Origin of the sequence: Corallococcus sp. AB032C, assembly GCF_003668935.1 — a bacterium.
GTDB classification, from domain to species: domain Bacteria; phylum Myxococcota; class Myxococcia; order Myxococcales; family Myxococcaceae; genus Corallococcus; species Corallococcus exiguus.
This window is the reverse complement of sequence record NZ_RAWP01000008.1, coordinates 64,375-79,489: the sequence shown is the minus strand read 5'-3', so window position 1 is coordinate 79,489 and position 15,115 is coordinate 64,375. Positions and strand designations below refer to the sequence as shown.

General features: G+C 69.5%; 15 protein-coding genes and 1 tRNA gene. 13 read left to right on the top strand and 3 right to left on the bottom strand.

The window, feature by feature from the left end:
* Positions 1 to 9: 9 nt before the first annotated feature.
* Both D7X99_RS05110 and D7X99_RS05105 read left to right on the top strand, forming a co-directional pair.
* A complete protein-coding gene (locus D7X99_RS05110; protein WP_121776737.1) occupies positions 10 to 1,293 on the top strand; it encodes a sigma-54-dependent Fis family transcriptional regulator in 1,284 nt (427 codons plus the stop codon).
* Positions 1,294 to 1,352: 59 nt separating this feature from the next.
* Positions 1,353 to 2,225 (top strand): MaoC family dehydratase, encoded by an 873-nt coding sequence (locus D7X99_RS05105; protein ID WP_121776736.1) that lies wholly within the window; start codon positions 1,353 to 1,355, stop codon positions 2,223 to 2,225.
* A 48-nt stretch (positions 2,226 to 2,273) separates the two neighbouring features.
* Here D7X99_RS05105 and D7X99_RS05100 read toward each other — a convergent pair whose 3' ends face one another.
* Complete coding sequence (locus D7X99_RS05100; RefSeq protein WP_043321491.1) at positions 2,274 to 2,510, bottom strand: helix-turn-helix domain-containing protein; 237 nt, start codon at positions 2,508 to 2,510, stop codon at positions 2,274 to 2,276.
* Positions 2,511 to 2,855: 345 nt separating this feature from the next.
* Between D7X99_RS05100 and D7X99_RS05095 the strand changes: the two genes are divergently transcribed.
* From D7X99_RS05095 to D7X99_RS05070, 6 genes are all read left to right on the top strand, one after another.
* Positions 2,856 to 3,263 (top strand): (deoxy)nucleoside triphosphate pyrophosphohydrolase, encoded by a 408-nt coding sequence (locus D7X99_RS05095; protein WP_120562711.1) that lies wholly within the window; start codon positions 2,856 to 2,858, stop codon positions 3,261 to 3,263.
* 107 nt (positions 3,264 to 3,370) lie between these two features.
* The gene (locus tag D7X99_RS05090) at positions 3,371 to 4,204 is read left to right on the top strand and encodes a hypothetical protein (RefSeq protein WP_233613099.1); all 834 of its coding nucleotides are present in this window, start codon (positions 3,371 to 3,373) and stop codon (positions 4,202 to 4,204) included.
* A gap of 176 nt (positions 4,205 to 4,380) precedes the next feature.
* Positions 4,381 to 6,399: an ATP-dependent zinc metalloprotease FtsH gene (gene ftsH / locus D7X99_RS05085; protein ID WP_121776734.1), complete on the top strand. Its 2,019-nt coding sequence runs from the start codon at positions 4,381 to 4,383 to the stop codon at positions 6,397 to 6,399.
* Positions 6,400 to 6,504: 105 nt separating this feature from the next.
* Entirely contained in the window at positions 6,505 to 6,753 is a 249-nt protein-coding gene (locus D7X99_RS05080; RefSeq protein WP_121776733.1) for an RNA polymerase sigma factor region1.1 domain-containing protein, read from the top strand.
* Between the two features lie 84 nt (positions 6,754 to 6,837).
* The gene (locus D7X99_RS05075) at positions 6,838 to 7,428 is read left to right on the top strand and encodes a nucleotide exchange factor GrpE (RefSeq protein WP_121776732.1); all 591 of its coding nucleotides are present in this window, start codon (positions 6,838 to 6,840) and stop codon (positions 7,426 to 7,428) included.
* Between the two features lie 78 nt (positions 7,429 to 7,506).
* Positions 7,507 to 9,042: a trypsin-like peptidase domain-containing protein gene (locus D7X99_RS05070; protein ID WP_169824577.1), complete on the top strand. Its 1,536-nt coding sequence runs from the start codon at positions 7,507 to 7,509 to the stop codon at positions 9,040 to 9,042.
* Positions 9,043 to 9,063: 21 nt separating this feature from the next.
* On the opposite strand, the gene D7X99_RS05065 is transcribed toward D7X99_RS05070, so the two are convergent.
* A complete protein-coding gene (locus D7X99_RS05065) occupies positions 9,064 to 9,699 on the bottom strand; it encodes a DUF6066 family protein (RefSeq protein ID WP_121776730.1) in 636 nt (211 codons plus the stop codon).
* Between the two features lie 206 nt (positions 9,700 to 9,905).
* On the opposite strand from D7X99_RS05065, the gene D7X99_RS05060 reads away from it, so the two are divergent.
* The gene (locus D7X99_RS05060) at positions 9,906 to 10,265 is read left to right on the top strand and encodes a PilZ domain-containing protein (protein ID WP_120555309.1); all 360 of its coding nucleotides are present in this window, start codon (positions 9,906 to 9,908) and stop codon (positions 10,263 to 10,265) included.
* An 87-nt stretch (positions 10,266 to 10,352) separates the two neighbouring features.
* Here D7X99_RS05060 and D7X99_RS05055 read toward each other — a convergent pair whose 3' ends face one another.
* Complete coding sequence (locus D7X99_RS05055) at positions 10,353 to 11,903, bottom strand: Glu/Leu/Phe/Val dehydrogenase (protein WP_121776729.1); 1,551 nt, start codon at positions 11,901 to 11,903, stop codon at positions 10,353 to 10,355.
* Positions 11,904 to 12,200: 297 nt separating this feature from the next.
* On the opposite strand from D7X99_RS05055, the gene D7X99_RS05050 reads away from it, so the two are divergent.
* The 4 genes from D7X99_RS05050 to D7X99_RS05035 all read left to right on the top strand — a co-directional run bounded on the left by D7X99_RS05050 (position 12,201) and on the right by D7X99_RS05035 (position 15,103).
* Positions 12,201 to 12,276: transfer RNA gene (locus tag D7X99_RS05050), tRNA-Thr, on the top strand.
* Positions 12,277 to 12,342: 66 nt separating this feature from the next.
* Entirely contained in the window at positions 12,343 to 13,677 is a 1,335-nt protein-coding gene (locus D7X99_RS05045; protein WP_121776728.1) for a hypothetical protein, read from the top strand.
* Entirely contained in the window at positions 13,674 to 14,084 is a 411-nt protein-coding gene (locus tag D7X99_RS05040; RefSeq protein ID WP_158626928.1) for a DUF2019 domain-containing protein, read from the top strand. The genes D7X99_RS05045 and D7X99_RS05040 overlap by 4 nt, the downstream gene beginning before the upstream one ends.
* 257 nt (positions 14,085 to 14,341) lie before the next feature.
* Positions 14,342 to 15,103 (top strand): ferredoxin--NADP reductase, encoded by a 762-nt coding sequence (locus D7X99_RS05035; RefSeq protein WP_121776726.1) that lies wholly within the window; start codon positions 14,342 to 14,344, stop codon positions 15,101 to 15,103.
* The last annotated feature ends 12 nt before the right edge of the window (positions 15,104 to 15,115 follow it).

The window sequence follows — 15,115 nt, the reverse complement described above, 5'->3', positions numbered from 1 at the left end:
GTTTCCTCAATGAACCTGTCGAGCGAGGAGTCCGCCGTGCCGCGTTTCCGCTGCGAGATGAAGTCGGAGCAGAAGGGGGCGCGCGCGCGGGCCCCGGATGAACGTCCAGGGACCTATGTGGACGGGGTCCGGTGGCGCCAGTCCCGAGCCCGGGTGCGGAGCGGATCCTCGGGAGGCTACCTGCCCGCGCGTCACGAAGCGCGGGACGAGACGGTGGCGCCCGAGCCGTTGAACCGCGACGAGGCCCAGCGGGCGCTCCGGATGCAGGTGGCTCCCATGCCCTCGGAGGCGCTCCCGGCACCGGCGCAGGAGACCCTTCCCATGCCCCCTCTGGAGCAGGCGACCTTCGGAGAGCTGGTGGCCACGTCCGCCGCGGCGAGGGCCAGCTTCGAGCGCATGGCGTGCGCGGCGGCGTGCAACGCCACGGTGTTGCTGGAAGGGGAGACGGGCACGGGCAAGAGCCGCGCGGCGCTCGCCATCCACCGCGCCGGGGCTCGCGCGAACGCGCCGTTCCTCGTCGTGGACTGCGGTGCGCTCCCGGCCAACCTCCTGGAGAGCGAGCTGTTCGGCCACGAGAAGGGGGCCTTCACCGGTGCCATCCACCGCCGCGTGGGCGCCTTCGAGGAGGCCGACGGAGGCACCATCTTCCTGGACGAGATTGGCGAGCTTCCCGCCGAGCTCCAGCCCAAGCTGCTGCGCGTGCTGGAGAACCGGGAGATCCGCCGCCTGGGCTCCAACACGTACCAGGCGGTCAACGTGCGGGTCATCGCGGCCACGCACCGCGACCTGCGCGCGGAGGTCCAGGCGGGCCGCTTCCGCGCGGACCTGTTCTTCCGCCTCGCGGTGGTGGGCATCCCGCTCCCGTCGCTGCGCGAGCGCACGGAGGACATCCCGCTCATCGTCGAGCGCATCCTCGCGGGGCTGGGCGCCACGCCCGAGCAGCTCGCGCAGCTCACCACGCCGGACTTCCTCACGCGGCTCCAGCGCGCCGCCTGGCCGGGAAACGTGCGCGAGCTGCGCAACCACCTGGAGCGCTGCCTCGTCTTCCAGAGCGCGCTGTCGCCCTCCGCGCCGGATGCCGCGAATCCCATGGCCCCCGCCGTGCCTCGCGCGGTGGACGCCTCGGTGACGTACGCGGAGTCCCGGCGCCGGGCGCTGGAGACCTTCGAGCACGACTACGTCGAAGCGCTCCTCAAGCTGCATGGAGGCAAGGTGTCCCAGGCCGCCGCCGCCGCGGACATGGACCGCGTCTACCTGTACCGGCTCCTGCGCCGGCACGGGCTCAAGGGCTGACGCCAGCCGGGCTCACAAATCCCGCGCGCGGCGGGAGCGGGTGTCGGAGAATCCTCCGCATGTCCGCTCCCATCCTCGACCTGCACTCGCTCCCGGCGATGCCCGCCACGCTCCTGCGCGCGGCCAATCCCTTCGGGAAGTCCCGGGGCAGCACCACGCTGCCGGCCCTGACGCTGCGGGCGCATGGCTGCCGAGCATCGCCCGTGCTGCTGGAGCGCTACCGGACCGCGTGCGGCTTCGACGCCGACGGCTTCCTGCCGCTCACGTATCCGCAGGTCATGGCCACGCCGCTGCACCTCCAGCTGCTGAGCCTGCCCGACTTCCCGTACTCCGCGATGGGCATCGTGCACGTGCGCAACCGCATCCAGCAGCACCGCCGCCTGCCGGACACCGCCGCGCTCACCGTGGCCTGCCGCTTCGACGGTCAGCGTGAGGTACCCGCGGGCCAGGAGTTCGACATCGAGACGCGCGTCGAAGCGCAGGAGAGCGGCGAGCTGCTCTGGCAGGCCGTCAGCACCATGCTGCGCCGCCACGCCGACCGGAAAGACAAGGACAGCGCGCGCAAGGCCCCGCCGCCGGAAGACACGCGCTTCGCGTCCAGCCGCCCCGCGTCCTGGAGCATCCCCGCGGACACCGGACGCCGCTACGCGCGGGCCTCCGGCGACTTCAATCCCATCCACCTCACCGCCGTCACCGCGAAGCCCTTCGGCTTCTCTCGCGCCATCGCGCACGGCATGTGGACGCTCGCGCGCTGCGTGGCGGAGCTGGGCGAAGCGGCCCACGCGGACGCGCTCCAGTTGGATTGCGACTTCAAGAAGCCCCTCTTCCTGCCATCCCGGGTGACGTTCCAGACGGCTCGCGAGTCCGCGGGCGTGGCGTTCCGGGTGCTGTCGGAGGAGGGGAAGCCGCACCTCGTGGGGCGGCTGGGCTGACGGGACGGGCGACGCGCCGGCGGGCCGGAGAGGGGCCCGCCAGACGCGTCAATCACTCAGCTCCGGGAGGTCCGGCAGACTGTCCGGGTCCAGCTTCATCAGGGCGCACAGCCGGCTCAGCGTGGGGATGGTGGGGACCATCACCCCTCGCTCGACGCGGGCCAGCACTTCCACGCCCAGTTCCAGATGCTCCGCGACTTCCTCCATGGAGAGCCCCGCCTGCTGCCGCGCTGCCTTCAGCGCGGCGCCAAGCGCTTCGGCCCGCTCTCTCCGACTCTGTGTCATCCCCCGAGCATGGCGCCATCTGGCCCGCACGTCACTTGAATCCCACACGCACCCCTCGTGGACGGTGGCCCGGCCAGGGGGCGCCTCCCCGGGACGTGAAGTCCCCAACAGCCCGTTTCCCCCAGGCTCCAGGCGGCGCCTTGCCTCTCGCCTGGCCTTCCGGAGCCCTGTCTCCGCGACCCTGGCTCGCCCCGGAGGACGGGGCCGGGTGGGGTGGCCGCGCGTCCCGGCCGTGCGCACGCTGCTGCCCAGGAGGGGCCTTGCGCATTGGCGCCGGACAGGGGCTGTGTTACGCCGCCGCACCCTGTCTTCCCCATCTTTGGGACCCCAATCGAGGAGAAGTGAATGACCCGTCGTCACGTGCGAGTCGTCGGCGCGATGCTCCAGAACGAGATGGGTCGCTACCTCATCACCCAGCGTCCTCCCACCGCGTCGCTGCCCCTGCTGTGGGAGTTCCCGGGCGGCCGGGTGGAGGAGGGGGAGCAGGACACGGTGGCGCTCGCCCGCGAGCTGCTCGAGGAGATGGGGGTCCAGATCCAGGTGCTCGAGCAGGTCATGCACACCCGCCACGAGTACCCGACCTACGACATCGACTTCCGCGTGTTCCGTTGCCGCCTGAGCCACCCGGACGCGGAGATCCACCACCTGCGCGTGCATGACCACCGCTGGGTGGCGCTGGAGGAGATGGGCCAGTACCGCTTCCCCGACGCGGACGCGAAGACCCTGGCCCGGCTGCTGGACCTGGACCACTGACCGTGCGCGCCACCACGCGTCTGGTCGCCGCCGCGGGCCTCCTGCTGTCCGCGGCCTGTTCCAGCTCCCGTCCCGCCCCCACGGCCTCCAACGCTCCGGACGCCGGCATGCCGCAGGTGCCCGCCACGGGGCTCGAGGGCTGTCTGCTCTACACGGATGGCCGCCAGACGGGCGCCGTGCCCCGCCAGGTCCCGGAGCTGTCCGGCCTGGCCGCCAGCCAGCGCCACCCGGGCATCTTCTGGGGGCACAACGACTCCAACAACGCCTTCGAGCTGTTCGCCCTGGACGAGACGGGCGCGGTGAAGGCCACGCTGAGCCTCACCGGCGCGGACCCGCGCGACATCGAGGACATCGCCGTGGGCCCGTGCGCGCCCGGGGGCAACGACTCCTGCATCTTCCTGGCGGACACCGGAGACAACTTCGAGCGGCGCAAGGAGGTGCGCCTGTTCCGGTTGCCCGAGCCCACGTCCGTCACCAACGCCACGCTCCCGGTGGAGGCGCTGCCCTTCACCTACGAGGACGGCGCCCATGACGCCGAGTCCCTGATTGTCGACAGCCGCTCCGGGCAGGTGGGGATACTCACCAAGACGCGCGCGTCCCTGGGCGACCTGTACGCGGTGGAGGGATTGAAGCCCGGCGCCACCGGCAAGGCGCGCAAGCTGGGCACCCTGCGCGTTCCAGATGACGTGGACCGCCTGTCCACCGCCGCCGCCCTGCACCCCTCCGGCGAGCGCCTGCTGGTGCGCACGTACACCCGCGTGTGGGAGCTGCGCCGCCCGGACGCGAAGCGGCTGGAGGACTTCGTCCAGGCGCAGGTGGTGGAAGTGCCCGGCGCCAGCCAGGCCCAGTCGGAGGCCGTGACGTTCCTCCAGGACGGCCGCGGCTACCTGTTGGGCAGTGAGTTCGCGGGCGAGCCCCTGGTCCGCGTCGACTGCCGCTGATCGGACAGTCGGGCCCGCGTTCGTCATCGTCCTGTCACGCCCTGCGGTTGACGGCTTGGCGGGGGTGACCATCTTTGGCCGGCTAAGGGAACCGTCACACGACATGGTGTCTGTGTGTACGGGGGAGGGGGAGGGCGAGCGTGCCGACGATGAAGCCACAGGACCTGCCGCCGGGGATGGGCCCGCGCGGAAAGAAGAGCGACAAGCCAACACCCACGAAAGGTGGGTTCAAGTTCGGCTCACCACTGGGCTACATCCTCCTGCTCGTGCTGGGGTTCCTGCTGTTCCGGAACGTGTTTCAGGACGCGGGCGTGCGCCGGGTGTCGTACAGCCAACTGCGCGACGCGGTGGAGAACAATCAGTTCAGCCGCGTGCAGATTTCAAACGAGTGGGTGAAGGGCTTCCTCAAGGACAACGCCCAGCCTCCTCCGGGTGAGCGCGGCACGTTGCGCAGCGAGCCCAGCGCCCTGCCGTGGATGGCCTACCGCGTCCCCGGTGACGAGGGCCTGGTGCCCCTGCTGGAGCAGAAGGGCATCCAGTTCGAGGCCGTGCCGCAGTCCAGCTTCAGCGAGGTGCTGTGGATCTGGCTCATCCCGATGGGCCTGCTCATCCTCTTCTGGAGCTTCATGATGCGCCGGATGTCCGGCGGCATGGGCCAGGGCCCGCAGAGCGTCATGTCCTTTGGCAAGACGCGCGCGAAGGTGCAGGCGGAAAACGACACCGGCGTGGGCTTCAAGGACGTGGCCGGCGTGGACGAGGCCGTGGAGGAGCTCAGCGAAATCGTCGAGTTCCTCAAGACGCCGGAGAAGTTCCGCCGCCTGGGTGGCCGCATCCCCAAGGGCGTGCTGCTCGTGGGCCCTCCGGGCACGGGCAAGACGCTGCTCGCGCGGGCCGTGGCCGGTGAAGCGGGCGTGCCCTTCTTCAACCTCTCCGGTTCGGAGTTCGTGGAGATGTTCGTCGGCGTGGGCGCGGCCCGCGTCCGAGACCTCTTCGCCCAGGCGACGGCGAAGGCGCCGTGCATCATCTTCATCGACGAGCTAGACGCCATCGGCAAGAGCCGCAACTCGGGCGTGGCCGGCGGCCATGACGAGCGCGAGCAGACGCTCAACCAGCTGCTCGCGGAGATGGACGGCTTCGACAGCCGCGCGGGCCTCATCATCCTGGCGGCGACGAACCGTCCGGAGATCTTGGACAGCGCGCTGATGCGCCCGGGCCGCTTCGACCGGCAGGTGCTGGTGGACCGCCCGGACAAGCGCGGCCGCGAGCGGGTGCTGGAGATCCACGCCAAGGGCGTGAAGCTGGCCACGGACGTGGACCTCAAGGTGATTGCCTCGCGCACGCCGGGCTTCGCCGGCGCGGACCTGGCCAACGTGGTGAACGAGGCGGCGCTGCTCGCCGCGCGCAAGAACCGCGACGCGGTGATGCGGGCGGACTTCGAGGAGGCCATCGAGCGCGTGGTGGCGGGTCTGGAGAAGAAGAACCGCCGCATGAACGAGCGCGAGAAGGAGATCGTCGCGCACCACGAGGCGGGCCACGCGGTGGTGGGCTGGATGCTGCCCTACGCGGAGCGGGTGACGAAGGTGTCCATCATCCCGCGCGGCCTGGCGGCGCTGGGCTACACCATGTCGCTGCCGCTGGAGGACCGCTACCTCATGTCGCTGGACGAACTGCGCGACAAGATGGCGGGAATGATGGGCGGCCGCGCGGCGGAGGAGATCTTCATCGGCGAGGTGTCCACCGGCGCGTCCAACGACATCAAGCAGGCGACGGAGATCGCCAAGTTGATGGTCCGCGACTACGGCATGAGCACGCTGGGGCCGGTGGCGCTGAGCGGTGAGCAGGGGCCGGGCTTCCTTCGGTCCGCGGGCCTGCCGGAGTCGCGCAGCTACTCCGAGCAGACGGCGCGGATGATCGACGAGGAGGTCCGCAAGATGGTCTCCGAAGCGCTCGACCGCGCCCGGGACGTGCTCAACACGAACCGCGAGAAGGTGGAGGCGCTGGCGGCGAGGCTCCTGGCGACGGAGGTCATCGAGGAGGAGGCGATGATCCTCATCCTGGGGCCCAAGGTGCAGGCGCAGCGCGGCCTGCTCCACCCGGAAGCGCGCTCGGTCATCTCCGCGCACCCCGTGGGGGGCACGGAGTCCGAGCCGCCGGTGCCGCCCACGCAGCACGCCGAGGGCAAGCTCGACTCGTAGCGTGTGCCTGCCTGCCCTCCGGGCAGCCCTTCGCCCACCGGATCCACCGCCAGCCTGCGGTGACCGGTGGGCGAAATTACTTTCCAACGACAAGGAGGCGTCGCCGTGGAGAACCGGATTGGAAAGAGCTACGTCGCGCGGAAAGCGTTGTTCGCCAAGGGCCTGAAGGACGGCCGGCTCACGGTGCAGGAGATCGAGGAGGCGCTGCCCGCGGGGACTCTGACGGCCGCCGAGCGGTGGCTCCTCTACTACTCCCTTCGCGCCGCGCAGGTGGAGATCGTCGACGAGGTGACCGGGCAGGTGGATCACGGCTTCATGGCGGAAGCACCGCCAGCGGCCCCGTCCAACCACTAGGCGCGTTGACAGGACCGTCCTCGCGGTTAGGTTCGCGCCGCTCATCGAGGTTCGTTTCTTCCAACCCCTGGCGCAGGTTCGACAATGGACGGCAATCCCCGCAGCGACGAGACCCCGGAGACGCAGGCCCCCTCCGACACCCAGGTGGAGGCGGCTGACTCCGACACGCAGGCCGAGGCCGCCCAGGATGGCGAGGTGGCGCGGCTCCAGGCGGAGCTGGAGGCGGCGCGCCGCCGGGTGAACGAGCTGGCCCGGGGGCTCCAGGACCTCACCAAGGACCGCGAGGAGTTCAAGCAGCGCATCACCCGCGAGCGCGAGCGCATGCTGGACGTGGAGCGCGGCAACGTGGCTCGCACGCTCCTGGAGGCCATCGACGAGCTGGACCTGGTGCTGAGCTCCAGCCAGCAGGACACGTCCCCCGTGGTGCAGGGCGTGCGCATGATTCGAGACAGCCTGCTGTCCAAGGCCCAGGCCACCGGCATCGAGCGCATCCAGGTGGTGGGGCGCCCCTATGATCCGAACGTCGCCGAGGCGGCGGACATGGAAGTGACGCCCGTCCCGGCGGACGACCAGAAGGTGGTCGCCGAGTTCCGCGCGGGCTACCGCCTGAAGGACCGCATCATCCGCCCCGCCCGGGTGAAGGTGGCCCGGTACGTGGCCCCCGCCCAGGCCTGACGCCCCTCGGGCCCGCGACCCCACGGGCGTCGCGGGCCGGGAAGGGTGGAGGCCACCGGTCTGTTGGGCCCTGACGCCATGGCCCGCCGTGTAAGCTGCCACCCCGTGTCCGTCCGACTGTTCAGCGTCCTTTGCGCGGTGGCGCTCGCCCCGGTGGCTGGCGCCGCCGAGGATCCGCTCAAGCCCTGGCTCCAGGCCCGGGTGCGCGAGCATCTGGCCTACTTCTCTTCCCCTCCGCCCGCGACGGTGGACACCCCGGCCACCGCGGGCGTGTCCTCGCTGTGGCGCGAGCGCCCCGCGGGCTACGCGGGCCTGCCCCACTTCACGCCCCCCACGTCGCTGGCGCCGCTGATCCGCGCGGTGGAGGCGGGCGTGGTGAACATCACCACGGTGGGGCCCGGCGCGGTGGTGGGCGCGGTGAAGCGCTCCACCGGCTCTGGCTTCGTGCTGACGCGCGACGGGCTCGTCGTCACCAACAACCACGTGGTGGCCAACGCGCAGGGCCCGGCGTTGAACCCCACCGGCTCCGGTGTCACGCCGGGCAAGGACGGCCCCCGCGAGGTGCCGGTGCAGCAGGTGTCCGTGCGGCTGGCGGACGGCCGCGAGTTCCCCGCGGACGTGGTGGGACGAGACGCGTCCACGGATGTTGCGCTCCTGAGGCTCAACGGCGCCGGGCTGGGCACGCTGCCCGCCGTGTTCCTGGGCGACTCCGACGCGCTGGAGGTGGGGGACTGGGTGGTGGCCATTGGCAACCCGTTCGGCCTGGACCACTCGGTGGCGCACGGCATGATTTCGGCGAAGGAGCGCGTGCTGGGCGTGGGCCAGTTCGACGACTTCATCCAGACGGACGCGCTGATCAATCCCGGCAACTCCGGCGGCCCGCTCTTCAACATGAAGGGCGAGGTGATTGGCGTGAACACCGCCATCATCAGCGAAGGGCAGGGCATTGGCTTCGCGGTGCCCATCAACCTGGTGAAGGACCTGCTGCCCAACCTGCGGGAGAACGGGAAGCTGGAGCGCGGCTGGCTGGGCGTCGTCATCAACGAGGACGGCGCGGACCCCACCGCCACGGCGCCGGTGGTGAAGGACGTCTACCGAGGCAGCCCCGCCGCCCAGGCGCACATCCGCCCGGGGGACCGGCTGGTGGCGGTGAACGGCCGGCCCATTGGCAGCTACCTCCAGCTCCTGCGCAAGGTGGCGCTGCTGGCCCCGGGCACGGAGGCGAAGCTGACGCTGCTTCGCGACGGCGGCACCCAGGAGGTGGCGGTGCGGCTCGTCGCCCGGCCCGCGCAGGAGGCCACGGAAGGGCTCTCCAACCGGGGCGGCAGCAGCGCGAACGACCTGGGGCTGGTGCTGCGGGATTTGACGCCGGAGGTGGCCGCGCCCCTGGGCTACGAGGCCTTCCTGGGCGCGCTCGTGTCCGGCGTGGTGCCGCGCAGCCCGGCGGAGCAGGCCGGACTGCGCGCTGGCGACGTCGTCATGGAGGTGAACCGCCGCCGCGTGAAGGATGCCGCCGCGGTGAAGGCCGCCCTGGAGCGGGGCAGCGCCGGGGCCAGCATCCTCCTGCGCGTCCAGCGGGGCGACGCGCTCCAGTACATCGCCATCGCCCGCTGACAAGACGCCTCGGCGGCCGCGCTACTTCCCGCCCGCGTCCTTGCCGTTGAGCCACAGCCCCAGCTGGTTGCCGGTGCGGCCCTCGGTGACGAGGACGGCCTCGATGCGGGCGTTGACGCCTTGGTTCTTCCCGCCGCCCTTCTTGGGCAGCGTCCACACCGACTGCGGGGTGAAGACGACCTGCGCGCGCACGCCCCGCGCCGTGAACATGCGGTTGAAGGTGCCGCCGTTCCACATGTCCGGCGCCGTGCCGCTCACGGTGAGGTAGTTCATCACCGGGTTGCCCTGCGCGTCCGTCTTCTTCGGAGCGCCGTGGCACAGGCCGTACTTCCCGCCCGAGAAGAAGGGCGTGATGTTGATGGTGAACTCGTTGGTGCCGGGGTTGAAGTCACCGGGGGACAGCATGCCCGCGTCGTCCTCGGTGACGATCATGTACAGGCGCTTGCCCGTGTACTTCTTGCGGAAGGCCTCCGCCTGCTGCTTGCACTGCGGATCCACGAGCGCCCCGTCACACTCGCCCACGTACTTCTCCAGGAAGGCCCCCAGCCCGCCCAGGGGCTCGGACTCGTCACGCAGCTTCGCGAAGCGCGAGTCGACGTCGGCCAGGGCGAGCGTGGGCACAAGGAGGGCGAAGGCGGCGGCCAGGATGCGATTCACGGCGGGAAACTCCGGAAAAAGGGGGGAAGGACAGCCCGGGGATGGTGCCACTCCCGCCACGCCGGGGGCAGCGCTTTCCCGTGAAACGGGACGTGGTGCGTCATGGTGAGTCAGGGTGCTCCAGGGTGGATGTAGGTGATTATTTGCCTACATCTGGCTACCGTGTAGTTTGCCCCTGTCCCCACCTGTTTCGGAGCCCTCCCCGAATGAACACGCAGCCCCAGGAACGCCGCTCCAATCTTCGCTTCGACAAGATTTTCACCGTGTACCTGTCCACCCAGGACGGGATGATGCGGGGCATCGGCCGCAACATCAGCGCGCGGGGCATGTTCATCGAGGTGCGTGACTCGCTGGGGCTGGGCGAGAAGCTGAAGGTGACGTTCGCGGGCGAGGACGGCACGGAGATGACGTGCCTGTGCGAGGTCCGCTACCAGGTGGCGCTGGCCTTTGGCCGCAAGGACGGGCGTCCCGGCAACAGCCGCGGGGTGGGCCTGCGCATCGTGGCCTACGAGACCCTGGACGACGCGCCGCTGCTCCTGGTGGACCGCGAGCGGGTGATGCACTGAAACACCACGGGGCACGGCCCTTCCCGACTGAAGCGGGAAGACACCGTGCCCCGGGGGGGCGACTTGAGGGAGCTGGCTTGAGGCCGGTTACTGCGAGAAGCCTTCCAGCAGGTAGTGGGCCTCGATGCGCTTGAGCGCGAGGATCATCGCGGCGCAGCGGCTGTCCACGGCCTTCCCGATGCAGTACGGGCGGCTGTCGTGCATCTCCGTCTTGCGCGGCTGGTTGCGCGAGATGTCCCGGATGATGCGGTAGTTGCGCTTCATGGCGCGCTCGAGGCGCTGATCGACTTCCGCCTCGCTCCAGCGCTCCATGCGCTTGTTCTGGATCCACTCGTAGTAGGACACCGTCACGCCGCCGGCGTTGGCGATGATGTCCGGGATGAGCTCGATGCCGCGCTTCTGCAGGACGCGGTCGGCCTCCGGGGTGGTGGGGCCGTTGGCGCCCTCCGCGATGAGCTTGACCTTGAGGCGCTCCGCGACGTCCGCGGTGATCTCACCACCGAGGGCGGCGGGGACGAGGATGTCCGCCTGCACGTCCCAGAGGTCCTTCTTCTCGATGCGCTGGGCGCCGGGGAAGCCCACGACGGAGCGCTTGAGGTTCTTGGGGTCCGCCACGTAGGCGGCCAGCGCGTTCACGTCGATGCCGTCGCCGTTGAAGACGGAGCCGTCGGCGTCGTTCACCGCGAGCAGGCGCGCGCCCATGTTCCCCAGGATGATGGCGGCGTGGCTGCCCACGTTGCCGAAGCCCTGGATGACGAAGGTCTTGCCCTTCACGCTCTCGCCGCGGTCGGCGTAGTAGTCCTCGATGCAGAACGCGACGCCCTGGCCGGTGGCCTTGCCGCGGCCTTCCGAACCGCCGATGCGCACGTCCTTGCCGGTGACGATGCCGCGCAGGTTGTGGCGCTCGCGCTCACCGTCGGAGAACTGGCGGTAGAGGAGCGCCATGATCTCCGGGTTGGTGCCCACGTCCGGCGCCGGGATGTCGATGTTCGGCCCGATGAGGCTCTTGAGCCGGTACATGAAGCGCAGGGTGATGGCCTCGATCTCCTCGCGGCCGTACTCGCGCGGATCCAGCTGGATGCCGCCCTTGCCGCCGCCGAACGGGACCTCCGCGATGGCCGTCTTCCAGGTCATCTCCGCGGCGAGCGCCTTGAAGAGATCCAGGGACACCTCGCGGTGGTAGCGCAGGCCGCCCTTGTAGGGGCCACGGGCCTGGTTGTGCTGGACGCGGTAGGCCTTGAAGCGCTGCGACTCACCGGGGACCAGCTGGTACACCAGACCGTCCGGCAGGCGCAGGTGGCCGTGGCGGATGGCGACGTCGGAGCCCAGCAGGGCGCGGCCGTTCAGGATGAGGTTGCCGTTGGCCAGGCGCTCCAGGCCTTCGGGGTTGCGCACCTGGGTGACGGACAGGTCGGCGAAGGACTTCGCCGCTTCCGCGGACAGCGGCACGAGCCGGTCCTTGAGCTTCGCGGTGACGTAGAAGATGTGCTCGTAGTCGGGCTCTTCGAGCTCCAGACGCACCCGCTTGTCCAGGCCGATGAGATCCGCCGCGTAATTGAAGATCTCCATCGCCTCCGTGTAGATGGTGCGCTTGGGCGTAGGGGCCGGGGCGCGCATGAAAGTCTCTTCGCTGGCCATGATGGAACGTGCTCCTTGAGGGCCCACCCGGATGGGGGCCACTGGGGAAAGCGGCGCCCTTATGAGCACAGCCGCCACGGGGATTCAACCAGTCTGGCGGCAGGCCATTTCTCCAAATTACGGAGAGAAGTCGCGGGCTTAGCCGACGCGGTGTGTCACCTCAACGGATGCGCCGTGTCATCAATGTCAGGGCTTCTGGGGGATAGAAGCGGGTGTGGGTGCGGAGGCTCGAAAATCCCCGGAGAAACTCCTTGCCGGGTCCGGATGCGGATGGTACTTACGCGCCGCTTTCGGTGCGCCGACATAGCTCAGTTGGTAGAGCAACTGATTCGTAATCAGTAGGTCTCCGGTTCAAATCCGGATGTCGGCTCCAAGAAGAGGAAGGCCGGTTGCCCCTGTGGCAGCCGGCCTTTTTCGTTTTCGTGCTCCGGAGGTTCGCATGCGGCTGCCGTGGCTGTTGCTGGCCCTGTTCTGGGCCCTGGTCGGGTGCGGCGGTGCGACGAAGGTCGTCCGGCTCGACACGGGGCGCGGTTCACCGGTTGTCCATGTGCCTCGTGCGGAGGGCGTGGGCCAACCGGCCGCGCTCGGTGGGGAGGCTCTGAGGGAGGCGGTGGTTCGGCTGGGGCGAGACATCCGTTTGTCGCCGCGTGCCCAGGATGCGGCACGGCGCCTCTTCGAGGTGGAGCCCCGGAGCGGTTCGTACCTGGTGGACGTGCAGCGCCGCCGCATCACGCCGCTCGGGCCTGGGGAATCACTGGCCGCTGAGTTGTCGCCGCCCGATGTGGAGCTGACTCGCGCGTACTTGCGTTGGTGTGGCCGGACCGGACGGACGGGAGACTGCCTGGGGCTCTTGAAGGAGAGCCCTGTCGTCGCGGGGGATGCACGCTTCGCCCTGGCGCTCGCGCTGGCGAAGGGGGCGGTGCTGGACGAGCTGTGGGACGCCGTGAAGGACATGGCGAATCCCGAGTCGTTGATGCAGGCCGCTCTGTGGACAGCGGTCACGTATGCGCTGCTCTGGACCGTGCCTGAGCCCGCGACGAAGGGCGTGGCGGCGGTGCTCTCGGCAGGACTCATCGGCTACGTGGGCATCGATACGTTCTGGGCACTCATCCAGGGCTTCCGGCACCTGGTGGCCGAGTCGGATGCGGCGCTGACGTTCGATGAGCTGCGCGGGGAGGGGGAGCGGTTCGGCAAGGTGATGGGCCGTCAGGCGGCGCGGGCCTTCGTGATGCTGGCGACGGCGGCCATTGGAAGCACGGGCGCGACCCTGGGGGCGAAGCTCCCGGGGCTACCAGGGGCGGCCGGGGCTGCGGTCCGGGCCGAGGCGGAAGCCGGCGTCGCCTATGCGGCCGTGGGCCAGGTCGAGACGGTTGCCATCGCCGCGGACGGTTTCACGTTCGGCCTCGCGCCCGGCGCCGTGGCCATGTCATCGCGCGGATCGGCAGGCGGCCCTGGAACGCCCCGCTTGAAAGCGTGGAAGTCCTTCAGCGGTTTCAAGAAAGCGATGGGCCCGGCGGGCAGCGGGAAACAATGGCACCACATCGTCGAGCAGACGCCCGGCAATGTGCAGCGCTTCGGTCCGGAGGCCATCCACAACACGGAGAATGTCATTGCTGTCGAGCCGAGGATTCACGAGCGAATCAGCGCGTATTACTCCTCCAGACAGCGCTTTTCTGGAACAGGGACCGTTCGTGAATGGCTTCGAGGGCAGTCCTGCGCGCAACAGCGGGAGTTTGGTCTCCAGATGCTGAAGGAGTTTGGAGTCATTCCATGAAAGCAGATTTTTGGAAGAAGCTCTCCATGGACGCTTTGGCGGAGAGCTATCGAGAGGCGTCCGCGAAGCATGGACGCCTTCTGGATGGGCTGAAGACGCGGGCTGCGAACAAAGAGTATGACCGGGTCACTGCGATTGAGGCGGAGCTGCAGCGGCGCGGTGAGGAGGCGCAGGGTTTTATCTTGAAGCTGCTGGACGACCCGGAGCCAGGAACGCGGTTCTGGGCCGCGTCGGCTGCGCTGGGTTTCGCCTCTGCGGAAGGGGCGCGAGTGCTTGGCGAGCTCGCGAGGCCGCCTCCAAGCCAGATTGGCGTCAGCGCGGCAATGCTCCTGCGTGCGTGGAAAGACGGGAGCTATACGCCCAAGTGGGCGCAACCGGTGTCGCCCGGAAGTTTGGACCCGGAGTGACGAGCCCGTGCCCGTCCCCGAGTTTCGAGGCCAACTCCGGCCTCCCGGACGGCTCCACGGCTCCCGGAGGAGGGCGACCCTGGCCGGCGGACCCCCTGGAGACCTGAACCCGCCGATAAGCGCAAGGCTGCCCGCCGGGCTGCTTCCTCTGGTACGGAGGGGGGAATCTGTCGCACAACATCGCCCGTTAACTGGCGCGTTCGGGTGGTCTAGAACGCCGCCGGCCCTCTTCTGGAGCAACAACCGTGAGCAGTCTCATGAAGGAGTCCGTGCTGCGCGTGCACCACTGGACTGACACCCTCTTCAGCTTCGTCACCACGCGGGACCCGGGTTTCCGCTTCGCCAGCGGCCAGTTCACGATGATCGGCCTGGAAGTCGAGGCCCGCCCCCTGCTGCGCGCCTACAGCATGGTGAGCGCCCACTACGACGATCACCTTGAGTTCCTGAGCATCAAGGTGCCCGGCGGGCCCCTGACCTCCCGGCTGCAGCACCTGAAGGAGGGCGACAACATCCTGGTCAGCAAGAAGGCGACCGGCACGCTCGTCCTCAAGCACCTGCTCCCCGGCAAGAACCTCTACATGCTGAGCACGGGCACGGGCCTGGCGCCCTTCCTCAGCCTGGTGAAGGACCCGGAGATGTACGAGCAGTTCGACCGCGTCATCCTCACGCACACCTGCCGGCGGGCCGAGGAGCTGGCCTACCACGACCTCTTCCTCCACGAACTGCCGCACAACGAGTTCTTCGGGGAGCTGGTGAAGCAGAAGCTCACGTACTACCCGAGCGTCACGCGCGAGGACTTCCGCAACACGGGCCGCATCACCGACCTCATCCAGAGCGAGAAGCTGTTCAAGGACGTGGGCCTGCCGGTGCTGAACCCGGAGACCGACCGGGTGATGCTCTGTGGCAGCCCCGGCATGCTCTCGGACCTCACGACCATGCTGGAGGAGCGCGGCTTCCGGGAGGGCACCCCCGGAGAGGCTGGCCACTACGTCACCGAGAAGGCCTTCGCGGAGCGCTGAACGGCCACGACC